17 protein-coding genes, 2 tRNA genes and 1 pseudogene are annotated in these 17,982 nt (G+C 67.4%); 18 read left to right on the top strand and 2 right to left on the bottom strand.

Features of this window, described 5'->3' with window-relative positions; translation table 11 throughout:
- Positions 1 to 62: 62 nt before the first annotated feature.
- On the bottom strand, positions 63 to 1,031 hold the full coding sequence (locus ACWD4A_RS24540) for a hypothetical protein (protein ID WP_451197206.1): 969 nt from the start codon (positions 1,029 to 1,031) through the stop codon (positions 63 to 65).
- Positions 1,032 to 3,324: 2,293 nt separating this feature from the next.
- Here ACWD4A_RS24540 and ACWD4A_RS24545 point away from each other — a divergent pair.
- The 16 genes from ACWD4A_RS24545 to murJ all read left to right on the top strand — a co-directional run bounded on the left by ACWD4A_RS24545 (position 3,325) and on the right by murJ (position 16,560).
- On the top strand, positions 3,325 to 3,720 hold the full coding sequence (locus tag ACWD4A_RS24545; RefSeq protein WP_451197208.1) for a helix-turn-helix domain-containing protein: 396 nt from the start codon (positions 3,325 to 3,327) through the stop codon (positions 3,718 to 3,720).
- Positions 3,720 to 3,929, top strand: coding sequence for a hypothetical protein (locus ACWD4A_RS24550; RefSeq protein ID WP_451197209.1), 210 nt, complete (start codon positions 3,720 to 3,722; stop codon positions 3,927 to 3,929). Before ACWD4A_RS24545 ends, ACWD4A_RS24550 begins: the two co-directional genes overlap by 1 nt.
- Positions 3,930 to 4,705: 776 nt before the next feature.
- Positions 4,706 to 5,095 (top strand): hypothetical protein, encoded by a 390-nt coding sequence (locus ACWD4A_RS24555; protein ID WP_451197210.1) that lies wholly within the window; start codon positions 4,706 to 4,708, stop codon positions 5,093 to 5,095.
- The gene (locus ACWD4A_RS24560) at positions 5,002 to 5,508 is read left to right on the top strand and encodes a WhiB family transcriptional regulator (RefSeq protein WP_451197212.1); all 507 of its coding nucleotides are present in this window, start codon (positions 5,002 to 5,004) and stop codon (positions 5,506 to 5,508) included. Before ACWD4A_RS24555 ends, ACWD4A_RS24560 begins: the two co-directional genes overlap by 94 nt.
- A 10-nt stretch (positions 5,509 to 5,518) precedes the next feature.
- A tRNA-Leu gene (locus ACWD4A_RS24565) sits at positions 5,519 to 5,603 on the top strand.
- A gap of 112 nt (positions 5,604 to 5,715) precedes the next feature.
- Positions 5,716 to 6,123 (top strand): hypothetical protein, encoded by a 408-nt coding sequence (locus tag ACWD4A_RS24570; RefSeq protein WP_451197213.1) that lies wholly within the window; start codon positions 5,716 to 5,718, stop codon positions 6,121 to 6,123.
- Between the two features lie 78 nt (positions 6,124 to 6,201).
- Positions 6,202 to 6,275: transfer RNA gene (locus ACWD4A_RS24575), tRNA-Ile, on the top strand.
- 109 nt (positions 6,276 to 6,384) lie between these two features.
- The gene (locus ACWD4A_RS24580; RefSeq protein ID WP_451197214.1) at positions 6,385 to 7,389 is read left to right on the top strand and encodes an aldo/keto reductase; all 1,005 of its coding nucleotides are present in this window, start codon (positions 6,385 to 6,387) and stop codon (positions 7,387 to 7,389) included.
- 580 nt (positions 7,390 to 7,969) lie between these two features.
- Positions 7,970 to 8,536 (top strand): hypothetical protein, encoded by a 567-nt coding sequence (locus ACWD4A_RS24585; RefSeq protein WP_451197215.1) that lies wholly within the window; start codon positions 7,970 to 7,972, stop codon positions 8,534 to 8,536.
- A 304-nt stretch (positions 8,537 to 8,840) separates the two neighbouring features.
- Positions 8,841 to 9,335, top strand: coding sequence for a MerR family transcriptional regulator (locus tag ACWD4A_RS24590; protein WP_451197216.1), 495 nt, complete (start codon positions 8,841 to 8,843; stop codon positions 9,333 to 9,335).
- Positions 9,336 to 9,659: 324 nt separating this feature from the next.
- Positions 9,660 to 10,049: a hypothetical protein gene (locus ACWD4A_RS24595; RefSeq protein WP_451197218.1), complete on the top strand. Its 390-nt coding sequence runs from the start codon at positions 9,660 to 9,662 to the stop codon at positions 10,047 to 10,049.
- Positions 10,050 to 10,364: 315 nt separating this feature from the next.
- Complete coding sequence (locus ACWD4A_RS24600; RefSeq protein WP_451197219.1) at positions 10,365 to 10,631, top strand: integrase core domain-containing protein; 267 nt, start codon at positions 10,365 to 10,367, stop codon at positions 10,629 to 10,631.
- 146 nt (positions 10,632 to 10,777) lie between these two features.
- A complete protein-coding gene (locus tag ACWD4A_RS24605; RefSeq protein WP_451197221.1) occupies positions 10,778 to 10,984 on the top strand; it encodes a cold-shock protein in 207 nt (68 codons plus the stop codon).
- A gap of 292 nt (positions 10,985 to 11,276) precedes the next feature.
- A complete protein-coding gene (locus ACWD4A_RS24610) occupies positions 11,277 to 12,581 on the top strand; it encodes an endonuclease/exonuclease/phosphatase family protein (RefSeq protein WP_451197222.1) in 1,305 nt (434 codons plus the stop codon).
- A gap of 447 nt (positions 12,582 to 13,028) precedes the next feature.
- A complete protein-coding gene (locus ACWD4A_RS24615; RefSeq protein ID WP_451197224.1) occupies positions 13,029 to 14,363 on the top strand; it encodes an Ig-like domain-containing protein in 1,335 nt (444 codons plus the stop codon).
- A 391-nt stretch (positions 14,364 to 14,754) separates the two neighbouring features.
- Entirely contained in the window at positions 14,755 to 16,560 is a 1,806-nt protein-coding gene (murJ, locus tag ACWD4A_RS24620; protein ID WP_451197225.1) for a murein biosynthesis integral membrane protein MurJ, read from the top strand.
- 75 nt (positions 16,561 to 16,635) lie between these two features.
- On the opposite strand, the pseudogene ACWD4A_RS24625 reads toward murJ, so the two are convergent.
- Positions 16,636 to 17,028 (bottom strand): annotated as a pseudogene (locus ACWD4A_RS24625) (ISL3 family transposase); the annotation flags it as partial.
- 65 nt (positions 17,029 to 17,093) lie between these two features.
- Between ACWD4A_RS24625 and ACWD4A_RS24630 the strand changes: the two are divergent.
- Positions 17,094 to 17,528 (top strand): transposase, encoded by a 435-nt coding sequence (locus tag ACWD4A_RS24630; protein ID WP_451197227.1) that lies wholly within the window; start codon positions 17,094 to 17,096, stop codon positions 17,526 to 17,528.
- Positions 17,525 to 17,857 carry a hypothetical protein gene (locus ACWD4A_RS24635; RefSeq protein WP_451197228.1) on the top strand — a complete coding sequence of 111 codons (333 nt, stop codon included), beginning with the start codon at positions 17,525 to 17,527 and terminating at the stop codon, positions 17,855 to 17,857. The genes ACWD4A_RS24630 and ACWD4A_RS24635 overlap by 4 nt, the downstream gene beginning before the upstream one ends.
- Positions 17,858 to 17,982: the final 125 nt, after the last annotated feature.

Below are 17,982 nucleotides of genomic sequence, written 5' to 3' on the forward strand. Positions count from 1 at the left end.
TTTTTCCGTTGTGGCGGTGGTGGGGGCAGGCTGGCTGGGGTGCGGTTGCGTCGGGACAGGGGTCAGAGTCCGGAGCTTTGGATGCCGAGAGCTGTGAGCTGGGCGGTCTGGCTGGCGGGCGGGGCGGGGGCAGGCTGCTGGGGGCGGGGGCAGTGGCGGTGTGTTCTGGCGCGGCCGAGGTCCAGGTAGCCGCGGTCGGCCATGAAGGGCACCACGGTGTGCAGGAGCCAGGTCAGTGAGTCGCCGTCTGTCAGGGCGTCGCTGGCTTCGGCTGTGATCTGTGCGAGTTGCCTGCGTCCTGGTCGGGTGCCGTGTGTTTTCTTCCATTGGGCGGCGAGGGCCTGTGCTACTGCGGCTGCCTGGGTATGGGCGGTGGGAGTGGTGATCCTGTAGGGCCGGGCGGGGGCTGGGACTGACTGGTGCGAGACGTGGCCGACGGGTGGCAGTTGTGCGGGGGTGGCGGCGTGAGGAGGGGCTGGTGGGGCGGGAGGAGAGAGGGTGTTCTTGGCTTTGGTTTTCTTACGTTGTTGCTGGGCCGCATACGGTTTGTCCGTTTGCGGGATATCGCATGGCGGTGCCGACCTGGGGGTTTTCTCCGTGATGCGGTTTTCGCATGACGGAGAGGGCGCGGGTGCGGTGCCGGTGGTGTCGTGGGGAGGGGGGATGCTGATGACGAGGCCGTCCGGCATGTCGGTGATGTAGTACTCCACGGGTCCGAAGGATCCTTTTCTTGCTGTTGGTTTCTCCTGTGTCGGGCCGTCCAGCCGGGACTGGTCACGGCGCAGGTAGCCGAATGCTTCGAGTTCGTTCAGGCCGGTGCGTACTGCGCTAGTGCCGTCCGTGCCGGAGGAGACCACGGCTTCGATGGAGAGTCCGAAGCCGTCCCGGTGCGTGCTGATGAGGCCGAAGATGCCTTTGGCTTTGAAGGACATCCTGCGGTCGCGGAAGACGGCATTGTGAACCTGGGTGTACTGCCGTTCGAAGACATCGGCGGCCATCGGGCCGCGGCGGATGAAGCCGTTCGCGGTCACCGGACCGCCTCAGGGAGATTCCGGTGCAGTGCGGGAAGTGCTGCCGCACGTCCGCGGGTGTTGTGTGCGGTGCTGGGCTCTGGTGTGCCGCAGAGGGCGCGCCGGGTGCCGCCGGGGCAGACGGCCGACAGGAGCCTGGTGCCATTGCTGGCCTCATGGGATAGGCAGGTGCCGGTGGTTCGCGGGAGGTGTGCGGCTGGTCGCGTGCGGTGCATGGTTCAGTGGTCTCCCCAGGATCCGGGGGAGCCGTGCGGGGAGAAGCTGCCGGTTCGGCAGCACCGGGCTTGTACGGCTGCGCATGGTGGGGTGTCTGGCTATCCTGGTGCTTGCCTGCGGCCCTGCGAGAGCCGGGGTATGGCGTTCTGCCCGTGTACGACTCGAGGCTGTGGTGGCTTGGGTCGGCAGGTGAGGGCCGTTCCCGTTGTGGCGACGGGGCGGCCTTCGGCATTCATGGCGCTGTCATGATCATCCTGAGGGTGCGTCGTCGAGGGCCGACGGAGTGGGGACGCGCGGACCGGCCGGGAGACAGGGCGATTCCGGCAGGGCGGCGGCCGGGCACGGGGGGCTTGCGGGTCGGGGCCGTAGTCTTGCATGGGGCGTCTGGTTCCGGCCTTGCGAGAGCCGCTGCCTGGCTGTCCGCAGTCGACCTGGGCCCGGCGGCGCACGACGGACCCGGCCAGGTGGCACGAGCATATCCTCCACGATGTGGTTGCCCGGTTGCTTGTACCTCTGCGCCGGAGTGTCGGAGCTGGGACCTCTGCGAGTCTTGAGGGTACGGTCCGGCGGACCCTGTGGTTGCCGTGCCCACACAACTCCGCGTCAGCAGCTTTGTCTTGACGGAATTCATTCATACAGGCTGTCCCCTTCCGCGGGGCTGGCAGGGCACGGCCCGGATGATGGGCCCGGCAGGGTTGACGATGGCATGGGTTCCTGTACGTGGCCCTGGCCCGGCTGCACTCAGCCCCCCGCCGGGCACTTGCGGCACAGAGCCAGCGGGACTTGAGCGGTTCGAGGGCAACAGGACCGCTGGGGAGCCTCCGTGAGGTCCCGGGCGGATCCCGGTGGTGCGCCGGCGGGATCCGCCGGGCGCACGCTGCAGAGGGGCCCGCTGGCCCGCTGGTATCCCCGGGCAATTTCCCGTGCACTCTGCCCATCTGCCCCCTCCTTCGCCAGCTGGAGCCGCTTGTGCAGCTGGGCGGCAGGGATCCGTGCGCGTCGGCCGCCGGACAGCACCCGGCCCTGTCCGACAGCATCCGTGCCGTGCGGCGCAGCACAGTGGTCTTTGCCGGCCGCCTTCAGCCCGTCGGCTGGGTGGCATGCCGACCAGGGCGCGTCGCCAAGAAGGATCACTACTGGACTGCCTGGCAGGGCGCTTCCCTTCCTCGGCTGTCTGCCGCTGGTTGGGCATGCCGCAGGCCCAGCCAGTCCGCAGGTTGCCGCACCGGACCGGGGCAGGGCGCGTGACACCAACTGCAGGCGGGCGGTTGACGGTTACGACCCTTGGCTGCGGCATCAAAGCACCGTTTTGTCGGCGCTCCTAATAGGTCATGCGGTGGGGTGACAGCGGGCGCAGCGCGGACGGACTCCTTTGCACTTGACCGTTTCGACCTTAGGTGTCACGATTTATTCGCAAGCTCTTGCACTGCGGCCTCCGGCAGGTGCATCAGATACAGCGGCCCTGGCGAGGCTTTGCCGCAGGCCCGACGGCTCCACACTCCGAGCCCCGCTATTTGACATGACCGGGCCCGCCCGCGCCAGCTGCGTCGGCGGGCCCGGTCATGCACAGCCGGAGCCTGCACCCCCGGCCAACCCACAATGAACGGAAGCTCCGTTCTCCTGTCGCGGGAAAGCGCGCCTATGACAGCATCCAGCGCCGTCACAGTGTCACAACGAGCAGGCAGCGCCCGTAAGGTCGGCGCTGTCCGGTCGGCGAACCCGCCGCGTCCAGACAGCGCGGCCCACCACATCCGCTGCAGAGCGATTCCCTGGCTCGCACTCGGGGGCCCAGGCACAGACATAACCGCCGGGGTACAGCGATAGCGTCCGGTCCCCCCTGACGGACTACACGTTCCGCGATAACTTCGGAGCTCCCTTCCGGCGGTGGCACGGGCTGGCGGAGGCGGAATTCCTCATGGCAGGGGCGCTGGAGGCAAGTTGAGGGATTGATAACTGCGCCAGGAATGGGATGTATGCGGCAATTGCAGTGATTGCGATAACTGTGGTGAGGTTCACCGTGACGCCACCACTGGCCGTGGCGCGCTAACCGGCAGTCAGACTCAGGGAGATGCATTCCATGCGACTTCGACACCCGGAACGCTTCGAAGAGCTGGTACGGCTCGAGGGCCTTTCCCAGCGCAAACTCGCCGAGCAGGCTCACGTCTCGCAGGCCTTCATCTCGCTGATGGCAAGCGGCCAGCGCGGCGTCAAGCCGGTCACCGCGTGGCGCGTGGCCTCTGTGCTAGGTGTATACACCAGTGAGCTGTTCGTTCCCGACACGGAGGAGAACGGACTGCCCATGCCGTGCGGGGAAGACTCTGCGCATCCCGGTCAGCGAAGTAAGTTGAATTCCAGACACGTCACTCCTGCTGGGCGCCGACCGGGAACGGCTCTCGTTCCTACTCCGGCCAGGAGGTCACGACGTTGTCCCTCAGTTCCGACCCGCCGCCCCCTCGTCTCAACGCCCGTGTAATGCAACTGCGCGCCGCGCAGACAGCGAAGGAAGCGGTCAAAAGACCAGGCGTCTACGTGCTGTTCGGCACGTACTCGCAGCACCAGGCAGACCGGATCGTCACTCGCGTCAAGACCGGGGGGTACCCCGCCTTCGAACGAGGGATGTGGGACGCCACACGCCGCAAGGACCAGGTATGGGTGATGTACCTGGGCAGCAAACAGAGTTGACTTTCCATCCGGCTGTGCACGTGAGCGCGGACACTGCTGTGCGAAGACAGCAACAGCCACCTCACAAAGCCAGGAACGATGCCAACGACGCCAGGAGGTCTGCTCACCAACGGGTCTCCGGCGTGCGGCCCTCCCCTTCTTCGATGGCTGCGCGCCCTTGCCGTCGGCGAAGCTGCAGGTCCAGACGGAGCACCCGGGCGAAGCGAGGACGAACAGCCTGCACAGGCGGTAAGCGACGGCCGCACCCGGCCTGCGAGGAAGGGCGCGGTGGCATGCGAAAGCCAGTGTCATCGACCTTACTGGAGGCCGCCTGGCTGACTCCCGAATCCGTCGCGACACGGCTCCCGCAAGACCTGACAACAGCCACCCCGTAGCCACCCTCTTCCCCTGTCGCACCCTCCCTGCAGGTACACACTCGTGCCCTGTGGACCGGCGCAGCCGGAGCTGCCCCAGCTGCGCCTCTTCTTCCCCGGTCTCGTCTCCATCCCTGTGGCAGGCCGGTTCCTGCTCTGTGACAGCGGACGCTGGTCCCGGCTGCCCCCGCGGCGCCTTCTGCTGCATTTGTGCTCCGGCGGACAGCGGCCCGTTGTTCTGGATCCCCCACGCAAGGTAAGGAATTTACTGTCGTGATGTCTGCCCGTCATACGCGATGTACTGCCCTGCTCGGCCCCCGTAACCGGGCTGCGCGCAGAGTCCTGGCTTCTCTCACGGCGGGCCCGTCCCGCAGAACAGGCTGGTGCCCGCGAACCTGCCAATGGCTCGGTGAGGTATCCGTGGTGTCCCTGCCCCGCGGACGGCGGGCGGAGGCCGGTCCCGGGGAAGACGAGGGCACCGTGCCAGGCAATTGTCGGCTGGGTGCTCTGCCGCATCCGAGCCGGGGATCGCTGCCGCAGGGACCGCCTCCCGAGTACCCCGGCCATGCCTATTTCGGCCCTGGCAAAGGCAACATCTGGATCCTGCTCCTGCGCCTGAAGCTGATCACAGCGGGGTGGGCACCGGAGCAGCGCGAGGCTCTTGAGCACTACAACGGGTGGGAAGAGGGCCGGTATTGGGACGAATCCCTGCGGGAGGCATGCACGCGCTTCCAGCTCGCTCAGGGCCTGCGCGGTATGGGGGCGAACGGCTACCCGGATGCCGACACCTGGCAGATGCTGTGGAACGGCTGACCCCATCCGCAGCAGGAGCGCGTTCCTGGGATGTGTACTGGCGCCAGCGCGGCGCCTGCACCCTCTCTGAAGGCGACGCCTACTTCTTCGCCACCAGAAGCCAGGTCTACCAGCAAGAAGCACTCCAGATCTGCCGCATGTGCACGGTGAGCACCGAATGCCTGGCTTATGCGCTGGACGGACGCATCCTCGAGGGGATTTTCGGCGGGACGACCGCAGACTGGCGCCGGGAGCTGCTCGAGCGCCGCCCTCAGGTCACCTCGTGGCGGGACCTGCTGGAGCGTGCCCGCGCCGAGCACCACCGCGCGCACGCTCCCTGCCTTCCACGGTCCACACCTGCCACCGGGAAACGCCGCGTCCTGCGACGGGCACACCCCCAGGCAAGAGCTGGCAGCACATCCCCTGAGCCGTAGGGGTGTTGCCGGGCGAGTGGCGAAACCGGCAAACGCCGCGGACTTAAAATCCGCTGCCCCTTGAGGGCTTGTGGGTTCGAATCCCACCTCGCCCACACAGCGTTCCCCCTCTCTCCCCAGCAGGCAGCCGGGCACCCACCCGGCATCACACCCCCATCGACGTATCCCAAAGCCCGGGGCAACAACACAGCGGAGGAGCATCCGGCAATGAGCAGCACAGCGTCCCGGTCCGCTCCTGTCCTCCCGTCGCGGGCCGGCCCGGTGACGAGCCGGTACCTGATGATCGCGCTCAAGGAAGCGGCCCGCTCCGAGTGCCGCTTCAAAGTAGGTGCCGTCCTCGTCAAAGGCGGACGGGTCCTGGGCCGGTCCTGCAACCGCAGGCGTAACTGCCCCCGGACGGATTTCCGTCATGCCACCTTCCATGCCGAGGAAGCCCTGATGCGCACCACGGACATACCGCGTCGGGCTGTGGTCTACGTGGCCCGCCTGGGCCGTACGGGCGCCCCTCTGCTGGCCCGCCCGTGCCCGCGATGCCAGCACCAGCTGGCCGCTCGTGGCATCACACTCGCGCACTACACCACGGGCGCCGGTTCCGGCACCCTGCGCATGTCCTGAATACAGCAACGCCCCTTGCCTGTCCGGCCCCCGGGGACCATGCCCGGGATACGGCACCCCAATGGCAGGGGAAGCAAGGAGGCGTTAGCTCAGCCGGTCAGAGCACGGGACTCATAATCCCACGGTCGGGGGTTCAAGTCCCTCACGCCTCACCCCGCTCCGGGACACGGGCCCTGACCCGTTGCACTTCCCACGGGCGGCGGCGCCAGCGCCGCCGCAATTGCCCCGCCATGTCTTCCCAGCCACGCACGAAGGACGGCCATGCCCGGTTCCACGCCCCTCAGCTATGGCGAGCTCATGCTCCACCGCCGCAGCGGCATCCATGGACTGCACCTGTCCGCCATCAGCCTCAGCGTCGGCAGCTGCGCCGCCGATCCTACGGCCCCTACCTCTTTGCAGACGCTGCTGCACCACGCGATGAGCCTGGGCATCTCCCACTTCGACGTCACCCCCAGTACACGCAGCCCCGAGAGCACCACCGCCGCCATTGCGCTGGCCCTGCCCGCGCTGCTCCCTCACCGCGAGTCGCTCATCTTCTCCGCCCGCATCGGCCTGGGCAACCAGCCGCCAGGCCTGCCCGGCTTCGGATCCCGCAAGCGCCTGCTGTCAGGTCTGGACAGTCTGCTGCTGCACACCGGCCTGGACTACCTCGACCTCCTGTACGCCCACCGCTACGACACCGGCACTCCGCTGGAGGAAACGATCACGGCCCTGGCCTCGGCGGTGCAGCAGGGCAAGGCCCTCTACATCGGCCTGTCCGGCTACGCCCCCTCCATGGTCCGCGCCGCCCTGCGTCACTTCCAGACTCTGGGCATCCCTCTGGTCTCCTGCCAGGCCAGCTACTCCCTGCTCGACCGGTGGATCGAAGACGGTCTCCTGGACATGCTGGAACGCAACGGCATCGGCTGCGTTGCCGCCGCCCCTCTGGCACACGGCGCACTGACCCCCTCATTTCTGCCCCCGCAGGAGGACGCCCCTCCGCTGCCCGCGATCTCCCGCATCGCCGCAGACCGCGGGCAGAACCTCGCACAGCTGGCCCTGAGCTGGGTCCTGCACAACCCGCGCATCACCTCCGCCCTGATCACCGCCACGCGCCCGCACCATCTCGCCGAGGCCCGCGCCGCCCTGGAACACCTCTCCTTCACCCCCGCCGAACTCACCGACCTCGACGCCTGCTGCCCACCCCCCGAACAGCCGGCCCCGCCACCCCTGTATCCCGCCCACACATCCTCGTCCCCCTCACCGGGTCACACAGCGGCACCATGACCTTGCTGCCACGAAAGCCCACAGCGGCCGGTTTCCATCCTCGGCCTGTGCGCCGAGTCACGAAACGTCCTGCTGTCCGCCCGGTGCTCACCTCCCTGCGCCACCGCAGGCAGCAGGACCCGGCCCTCCGCCACCGTGCCAGGCGCCCTCTCCGGCCCGGACGGCTGCCAGGCGGCTATGTTCCCGTGCCCCCGCACCGGCAACCACGGTGAGCAAGCCCTGCCAGGCCGACACAGACACACACCCAGGCAGGGAAAGCCCAGAATGCCTCTCACCCCGTCCCCGCAACCGCCTGAGCCCGGTAACGCGCGGCCCCGGGCACACACGCAGTCTGCGGACGGACCACAAGCTGCGCCGGTCCCACCACGACCGGCCGGCGCGGGCCTGGCCTCTGGGAGGCACCCGCCTCCCAGAGGCCAGAGCACACCAGATACGGAACACAGATCACCGCCCCCATAAGAGAAAAACCAGTGCACCAAAGACAGCCGACTCTCACGCTCTCAAGCATTCATCCGACCGCCCCACCGTCCCCATGACTACTGCTCTGCAGTGCCCCATCCCTCCGGGAACCACAGCACACATGGAAGCAACCTGCCTGGTTTGCGCCACGCCCCTGCAGGAGGACGCCCCGTCCTTCCCCGCATGCTCCACCTGCATCGCCCGGCTCCGGCAAGCCCTGGACCGCCTGCCCGCCCTCTACGTCCAGATGCACACCGAACTCCCCCACCCCGCCTCCCGCACCCCCGCCACAGCCCGCCCCGCTCCCCTGCCCTGGAAATACCGCCCCGTCCCCGTCCCGCTGAACATGCCGCTGCTCACCCACGCCGACCACACCGTCCGCACCGTCCACGCCTGGGCCCTGTACGCACTCCCCCGAGCGCTGCCCACGACCCCGGTCCGTCCCGGGTACCTGCTGCAGCACCTGTGCCGCCAACTGACCCGGTCCATGCCCGCATCTCTGCAGCCCCCGGTCCTGCCGGACCACCCCCAAGCCGTCTGGAACTCCTACCTGAGAGCTGTGCAACTCCTTCAGCAGGAAAGCACACCCCAGCGGCTGAGCACCCCGTGCCCGGTGTGCGACCTGCGCGCCCTGTACCAGGACTCCACAGGAACCACCTGCCGTTCCTGCCACAGCCGCATCCCTTGATGCCGCCGATACCCGAAAGGCAGCAGCCAGGACACCGGCCCTCCACGCATCCCCTTCCGCAAGGCGGCACCCAGGTCAACCTCCCTAGCTACCCCACAGCCCTCCAGCGCAGAATCCCCGTGCCCTGCGCCTGCCATGATGCCCGGCCGTTGCTACAACCTGCGGCACTCCCCGGCTACGTGCGGAGCACACCGCCGTCGGTGCCCCAGTCCCACCGCACACCACCGCCCCTGCCTGCTCTCCCGGAAACTCTCCGGGACGTCGCCCCCGGACCAGGCGATCCCAACCCTTCACGGAGGTCCCCATGCCCCCCACACGCCGACGCGCTGCTGCCGCCGCCCAAGACAGCGACTCCCCCCGCCGCAGGCTCCTCACCACACAGGAAGCCGCAGTCGTGGCTCAGGTGACCCCCGCTTGCATCCGCCAATGGACAAGCCGCGGCTACCTTGTCCCCACAGCCCGGCAAGGCAGAACCAACCTCTACCTCGAGGACCACGTCCTTCGCACCGAACGTATCCGCCGCAACCGCCGGTCCGCTGCCCGCACGCCCCAGCCAGACCAGGACGTCACGCCCCTGGTCCCCGGCCGACGCGGCCCGCAGCACTCTGCCCGTGAGCCGGGACACCAGGCCCGGCCCGGTCCCACTCTCCTCATGACCAGGCAGCACACCGCACACACCCCGGTCCTGCCACGGCGCGGCCGCCTCTCTTTGACCAACGCGTGGCGCCGGATCAGGGCCCCCCGCTGGATGTGGCGTCCCGCCAGACGCTGCCACGAGCACCGCGAGAGCCACGACTGACCCAGCCTCGCGCCAGGTGACGGGGTGTGTTGCTATCCGAGGAGGATGCGGTGGCGAAGGAGGGTGAAGCCGGCTGGGTGTAGTTCCCTTGCAGGGACCGGTGGCCTGGGAAGTTGTGTGTTGATCTGTTGTGAAGGGGTGACTTCTCCTACCGTTCTGGGAGGGAGCGAGGAGATGCCCGATGAGTTCGCTGCTCGAGGAACTGCGTCGGCGTGAGGCTGCGGCCCGGTCAGAGGTGAACGAACTCCAGCGTGACATCGCGGAGTTGCGCAAACGTTAACTCAGGCCGAGGGGCGGCTGTCCCGGCTGGAGATCGCCCGGGAAATGGTTGGCGAGATCCTCGATGAGACCGATGCGGATCCGGCGGCTGCCGGACAGGATCGGGAAACGGAAACCGGAGCAGACCGGGCGGCGGATTCCGGGTTCGGGGATGGCTCTCCGATCGGGGTGCAGACGGTGCCGCCCTGGCACTCGGGCCTTGGTGTGTCGGTGCTGCCGGGTGCCTATCAGGATCTCGTTGAGGTGATCGCTGATGCCAAAGGGCCGTTGCAGGCGATGCGGGTGGCCGAGGCGGCCGGGCTGAGCGTGGACAGGTCGAAGGTCGAGGGGCTGCGGTCGAAACTGAAGCGGCTGGTGGAGCGGGGCTGGCTGGTCGAGGCCGGGCCGGGCCGGTTCGCCTTGCCCGAACGGCAGCCGGACGGAACGGAATCGTGAGGCCGTAGCGCGGGCGGGCTCTTCTCCCTAGGTTCGAAGGTGCCAACGCCCTCGGAAGAAGAGCCCGATGGGACCGTACGACATGCCCTCGGCAAGCTGACCCCTTTGACTGCGCGACTGATTTCTTCACCGCCCTGGTTGCCGACCTCGCCGCCCCGGAGTGCGGCGTGCTGACCCACGATGAACTGGAAGAACTCCTCGACGTGCGGGGCCAGGAGATCCTGCGCCAACTGCTGCAGGGCCACCTGGACCTGCGAGCCCTGCGCGAAGAAAGCCGCCCAATCCCGTCCCCGCCCGCGGATCGGGGACGAGTTCATGGAGGTCCTGAAGGGCCTTCAGCTCCGCAGGTCAGCCGACCGCACCGGGACCTGCTTCGATAACGCTATGGCCGAATCATTCTTCAGAGCTCTGAGGGATGAACGCGTATCGCGGGTCACGTACTTGACTCGCGAGGCCGCCCGGCAGGACATCACCCAGTGTATCGAATTCTGGAACAATCACCAACGCCTTCACTCGGCAGTGGAATACCGCCCTCCCCGCGAAATCCACGCCGAGCACCAGAAGTTGCGCATCACCGCGTGAAAGAAACCGTCAGACGACTGTCCGGGAAACGCGAGGCCCCTCACAGCAAGGAGCCAGGAAGCCATGCTCTTCTATCGGCATGCAGCCGCACCCGCCAGCACCCCAAGTTCCACTCAATTCCCCACACAGCAAGGCAGGCACAGCAAGTGGCCACTGGAAAAGTAAAATGGTTCAACGCCGAAAAAGGCTACGGCTTCATCTCCCGCGAGGAAGGGCCCGACCTCTTCGTTCATCACTCACAAATCGACATGCCCGGTTACCGCTTCCTCCAAGAGAACCAGAAAGTCGAATTCACCATCGTCGAGAGCGAACGAGGCGTCCAGGCCGAACAGGTCCGGGTGCTGCCCGGCTGAACCGCCAAAGTTCCACCCATAACGAGACCACCACACCGCCAGCTAACCAGCCGCCGTAGGAACCACACGACAGTGGCAGACAAGACAGAACGCCTGCCATTGAGCGAACCGCCCAGCATGCACACCTGCGGGCCCGGCTCGGGAAAGCGGCCAGACCACGCCCCCGCCAGAACGGTTCACACGACCCCGCTTGCCTCGCCCCGCCCAGGTAAGGGCACGGCAAAGGCAAGGCACAACGTGCAGGCCACGACCTGGCCCATGGCGGGACTGTCACTGCTTGAGAGGCCGACCGGTGAACCACCTCGACACCTGGAAAATCATCAGCTACAACGTTGCCTTCACCCTTCCCTGCCCTGGGGAAGAGAGCTATGCCAACACTCGCCGGGCACGGCTGATCCCTGCGGCAGGATTCCTCCAGGGCGCCAGCGTCATCATCCTCCAAGGCCTCTTCGAGACAGACAGCTCGCTGCGTCTGCTGCAGTGCCTGGCCCGCCACGGCTTCACCCACCAGGCCCCCGCTATCGACTCGTTCTGCGCGCACACCGGTACCGTGAGCACGGGGGTCGCCGTGGTGAGCCGCCACACCATCACACACGCCGAACATCACCTCTACCCGAGGTCGCCGAAGACAGGCGCCAGCCCGAAGAGAGGATTCACCTACGCAGCTGTGCGCACCGCCCGCAGCAGCCTGCACGTCGTCGGCACCCACCTGCGTAGTGGCCAGGACGCGGCTTCCAGGAACATCCGCAGCCACCAGCTCGCCTGCCTCGCCGACTTCCTGATGGAACAGGAGAAGAACGGCACCATGCCACCCGAGGACATGGTGGTCATCGCCGGCACCCTGAACACGGCCTACGGCAGCAGCGAACACGCCCGCGCACTGACGGCACTTCACGCAGAAAGTCCCACCGCGAAACTGGGCTGGCCGTACTCTTTCGACACCACCAACAATACCCTCGCCCGACGACGCCAGGCCGATGTCCCTGCCCGCTCACGCAGACCCGCGCAGGACCTCGACCACATTCTCCTGCGCCGCGGGCACGCTCACCCCTCACGCTGGAACAGCCGGGTCCTCGTCTCCCGCACTCCCTGGAACTCCGGCACCCGCCTGTACACCGACTACAGCAACCATCAGCCCGTGATGGCCGGGGCCAGCGTCACCACCCGTCCAGGCCGCTACGACCTCATCGTCAGCGCCGTCCGACTCATCACCCGACACTCCGCCGACGGCGAATGGCCCCGTCCATGGGGCACCGTCGCCGTCTCCACCGACACCAGCGGTCCCACCATCATCTGGGAGTGCAGGTCTTCGCGTTCCCACGACCAACGCCCCGGCACCAACCTCCTTCACCACCCCCTGCTCTTTTCCTCTGCCACAGCCTTCGCCGTACAGATCGACCTCTCCCACGGCAGCCCAGGACGGGACGCCACCCTCGGCTACGGGACCCTGTGGTGGCAGGCAGGCGCCCGCCTCGGACGCCACATCGCCACCGTCGAAGGAAACGCCGGACAAGCCACCGTCTCCTTCACCGCCCGACTCGCACCCACCCAGTTGCCCGCTTCCGCCCGCCATCTCAGTCACAGAGTCTGGCCATAGGACCGCGTAAACGATGCGTCTCGCCAGCAGCCAGGAGCACAACACTCGCGCAGGACCTACCCCTCCAGAACGTACCGGCGACTGACCGCCCCGGCGCACCCCGCCCGCCAGGCGCGCCTCACCGGCCCTGCCAACGCCATCTGCTCCTACCCCCTTACACCGCCGTCCTCACGCGCGCCCTCCGTCCCCACCGGTACCAGCGCTGACGGCGGCGTGCCAGCGTCCTCTGCCGGACCCTGGCAGCCCCGCCCGTGTCCCCCGCGCACCTCCGGCGAACAGGCCACCATCGGAATCGCCCCGCTTACCCGCCGTCCCGCGCTCAGTCACCAGCAGCATCTGACGACCGTCCCGGGAACACACAATCAGCCCTGACCTGCACTGCCCAACACGCGCAGCAAGCCAATGCCGCAGTGCCCACCACTGCGACGGCCCATCCTGGAGAGGCACGTGACGAATCTCAGCAAGTACGTGTTCGCGGCAATCGCCCTGTGCGGGCTTCTCGTCGTGAATCTAATCCTGTGCGAGATGAAGAAAGAAAGAGACACCGCCCATGGCAAGGCCACGATCAGCACCGGCGAAGACACTACTGGGCCCATCATCGAGTTCACCCAGAAAGACTGCTCGACCGGCGCCGGAATCAGTGCTGCTTCCGGACGGGTCAAGGTCTCCGACGGCGAACTCACCCGAGTACACATGACCGCCCGCGACGGGACTGCCATCCCCGGCACGTACACAGCCGACCGGCGCTCCTGGGCTCCGGACAAAAGCCTGGTTCCAGGCACTACTTACTCCCTCACCGCCGAGGCCAAGGGCGACGGCAGCGCCACGCCCCGTACAGCTACCGCTTCCTTCACCACCAGCGATCCCCAGCACAGCACCACCGTTTCCTGCACGCCCCAGGACGGCGCCGTCGTCGGCGTGGGCATGCCGGTCTCCCTCACCTTCGACAAACCGGTCCTCTACCGCGACGCCGTACGCTCGCGCATCACGGTCCACTCCAGCAGCGGCCAGAAGGCCGTCGGACACTGGTTCGGTGACAGACGCCTGGACTTCCGCCCCCCCACCTTCTGGCGACCCCACAGCCGCATCACCGTCCGTATCGACCTCGACGGCGTCACCACTGCCCCTGGGGTCAAAGGAATCCAGACCGAATCCACGCAATTCACCACAGGCCCTGCCCAGATCTCCACCGTCGATGCTCAGGCCCACAAGATGACTGTCACCCGCGACGGCATCCCCCTACGCACTCTGCCCATCAGCGCCGGCTCTCCTGCCCACCCCACCTACAACGGCATCATGGTCATCTCCGAGAAATACCCCACCGTGCGCATGAACGGCAGCACCGTCGGATTCCCCCAGAGCCCTGCAGCAGGCGGCTACGACATCCCCGATGTCCCCCACGCCATGCGCCTGTCCGACTCCGGCACCTACGTCCATGGCAACTACTGGGCCACCCACAGTGTCTTCGGCACCGCCAACACTTCTCACGGGTGCATCGGCCTCGAAGACACCCGCACCAGCAACCTCCACACCCCAGCCGCCTGGTTCTACGAGCACTCCCTGCCGGGTGACCTCGTCATCGTCATTGGATCCACCGGACCCACCGTCCGCCCCGACAACGGTCTCAATGGCTGGAACATGGACTGGTCTACCTGGAACACCACCTCCCCCACCACCCTCACCACCCGGATCACCGCCTGGTGGCAACGCACGAAAGGCACCCTCCTACACCGCCCAGCCCTCGCCCTCCAACGGCGCGGCTACCACGACGGGAATGCCTGAGCACCAGCACGGACTGGAGCTGCCAACGGCACCTACGGGCCTCCTGGCCCTCGTTCAAGGGAACACGTCATGCCACGCAAGCCGCACCTTGCGACCGCCGCCGTTTTCTCCTCGGGCGTGTTCTGTGCCACCACGGTGCTCCTCCTAAGTCCCCTGCTGCACCGACTGACCTCGGCTGCTCTGATCCGGATCGCCCATTGGGCCCATACCCCCACAGACCCAGAAGAGGCCCTGGCATGCCAATGCGGCTCCTGACCCCCAGCAACAGTACAAAGGGGCCCACTCATTACTGGCGACAGCGACACTGGTGGCACACCACCAAACTCACCAGGCAACCGGCGTCCTCTCCCTGGAGGCTCCGGGCGCCCGGCGGCCCCCCAGGACCGGTCCGATGTCACCGAGACCGCGTCTGAAAGGCATGGCCCTGGACAGGCCTCAGCAGGAAAACCTGCACACCTGCACCCGCGCAGGCACGGTGATGGCCCTGGGAACTCTCGTCTGCCGCATCACCGGCTTCGTCCGCAACTCCATGGTCGTCGCCGCCCTGGGCACATCCCTGCTCGGCGACACCTACGCCGTCGCCAACGTCTTGCCCAACACCCTTCTGATGCTGCTGCTGGGCGGCGCCCTCAACGGCGTTCTCGTCCCTGAACTAATCCGGGCACGCCACGCCCCCGACGGTGGCGCCGGCTACCGCGACCGGCTGCTGACTCTCGGTACCATCGCCCTGGCCATCACCACCACGGGGGCCGTCCTTGCCGCTCCCGCCCTCACCCACACCGTTGCCACGGCATTCACCGGCCGACAGCTGGACCTGGCTGTCTCACTCGCCCAATACTGCCTACCCCAGCTGTTCTTCTACGGACTGTTCGCGCTCCTGAGCCAGATCCTCATCGCCCATGACCGCTTCACCTCAACAGCCTGGGTACCGGCACTGAACAACCTCATCGCCATCGCGGTGTTCGCCACCTTCATCATCCTCACCCGTACCACCACACCGCAGGAACTCACCGGCGGACAAGCAGCCCTACTAGGGCTCGGCAGCACCCTGGGCATCGCGGTGCAGGCCCTGGCCCTGTGGCCCGCTCTTCGTCGCACCGGCTACACCTGGACACCACGGTTCGACTGGCGCGGACACGGCCTGGCCCGTCTCGCCCGCGCAGCGGGCTGGGCCTGCACCGCTGTCGCCACCAGTCAGGTCGCGTTCTGGGCCATCACCCGCATGGCCACCCGGCTCAGCCAGCGTGCCGCCCGCCAGCAGCTGGACACCGGCATGGGACTGAGCACCTACTTGAACGCTTACCAGGTGTGGATCGTCCCCCACGGCGTCATCGCCGTCTCCCTCACCACCGCAGCCCTCCCTGCACTGACTCGCACAGCCCTGCACCACAACGCCGCAGCCTTTCGCCAACGACTCACCCACCTCAGCCGCGCCCTCACCGGCCTCCTCGTCCCCATTACCCTCATCCTGGGCACCACCGCCCCACACCTGGCCACCCTGGCCTACGGATACGGCCGCACCACGGCTGCGGACTGCCTGGTCATCGCCCAAACCCTCACCGCATTCGCCCCCGGCCTGCCCGCCCTGTCCCTCCAGTACGCCTACGCCCGCGCGCTGCAGACCCTGGGAGACGCCCGCACCCCCGCCCTGCTAACCACCGGCATCAGTGCCCTGAACGTGACCGGCAGCGCGCTGGCCTGCACCCTCCTACCCACCCGCTGGGCCGTCATCGGCATGGCCAGCGCCCACACCTGCGCCTGCCTGGCCGGAGCCGTAGCCACGGCTGCCCTCCTGGCCCGCCGGACACACACCACGGCCCACGACACCGACGACGCCCCGCACCCAGTCCTGCCACTACAGACCACACCCCCCGGGCGCGGCCCCGTCAACGCCCACCTGCGTATCACGGCAGCGTGCCTCCCCGGAGCAGCAGCCGCAACCCTGCTCACCTATGCCTGCCCCGCACCCCGCACCATGAGCCATCTCCAGGCTGCCGTGCAGGCCCTTACAGGAGGCGCACTCGTGCTCATCTCCCTCCTCCTCTTCGCCCGCCCGACAGGTGCAGCCCAACACCTCGGCATCCTCACCGAGCTCACACGCACCACCCTCCGGCACACCCGTGCCCAGACCCGACGCGCACGCATACGCCTGCACGCGCTCCGGGGCGCCCGCCGCCACCCAGGACGACGGCCATGATCTGGCTGACGGGGTCTGACAGGGCCTGTAAATAGAACGGCCCTCTCTCACATTCGGTGGTGACAGAGCGTGCTGCTATCCGAGGAGGATGCGGTGACGGAGCAGGGTGAAGCCAGCTCGTCCGTGCATCTGTCGTGCGATCCGCTTGGTCTTGGTGTTGGCGCCCTCGGTCGGGCCGTTGCTGTACGGAAGTGTGAGCGCGGCGATCACAGCGTCGAGGTCCCGCTCCAGCCCCCAGGTGAAGGCATGCAGGTGGGGCAGGCCGGCTCTGCGGACCTTCGTGATCCAGCGCGTGAGCGCGTCGGTATTTCCGGCGCGAGGCGTCAGCAGCTGAGCGAAGTCCCTGATACAGGTGGTCAGTTGGGTCATCTCGGGGCAGGCGGCGGTGAGCTTGTCCAAGAGCTCGTGATGCTCGGCCTTGAGGTTGTCGGGCCTGGTCAGCAGCATCCGGGCGAGTCTGCGCGCGGACCGAGATCGTCCGCGCCGCGGGCCGTGAGGCTCAGCGGCTGGAGAAGGAACTCGAGGACACCGGAATGAAGATCAGCTCGGTCCTCAGCGACATCGTCGGCGTCACCGGACGCGCCATCCTGGAGGCTCTCATCGCCGGCGAGCGGGAACCTGAACGTCTCGCGGATCTGGCATGCGGCAAGGCCAGGAACAAGATCCCGGCTCTCATCGAGGCCCTGGACGGCGAGTTCACCGCCCACCACGCGTTCATGGTCCGCCACTACCTGGACGAGATCGACCGTCTCAACAGTGGCACTGCCCTGTTCGACAGCCGGATCGCCGCGCTGCTGGCCGAACGGCAGCAGGACCTGGACAACCTCGACACCATCCCCGGCATCGGCCGTCTCGCCGCCGAGGTCATCATCGCCGAGACCGGCGGCGACATGGCCCAGTTCGCCTCTGCCCAGCACCTTGCCTCCTGGATCGGCGTCTGCCGGGCCAGAACGAGTCGGCCGGGGTGAACAGATCCGGACGGACCCGCCCGGGCAACAGCAACATCAAATGCCTGCTCGGGACCGCCGCGATGGCCGCGATCAGGGACAAGAACTCCTACCTCGCTGCGTTCTTCCCCCGTATCTCCGCCCGCAGGGGCGGCAAACGGGCACTGGTCGCCGTCATGCACAAGCTCGCCATCGCGATCTGGCACGTCCTGCGCGACAAGGCCCCCTACCGTGACCTCGGCGCCGACTACTTCACCAAGCGCGACCCCGAACGCGCCATGCGCCGCATGACCAGGGAAGCCAACAGCCTCGGCCTGACCGTCCGCTTCGAACCGATCACAGCGGCCTGAGCTGCACGGTTCACTCTATTTTCGTGTCAGTGAGCTCTTTCAGCGTGACCACTGATCGGGTGACGGGATCGGTCTCCGCAACGCACGAGGCTCCCGTGCCGTTGAGGGAGGTGTTCGAAGTCTCA

This window comes from Streptomyces sp. NPDC002537 (assembly GCF_053594975.1).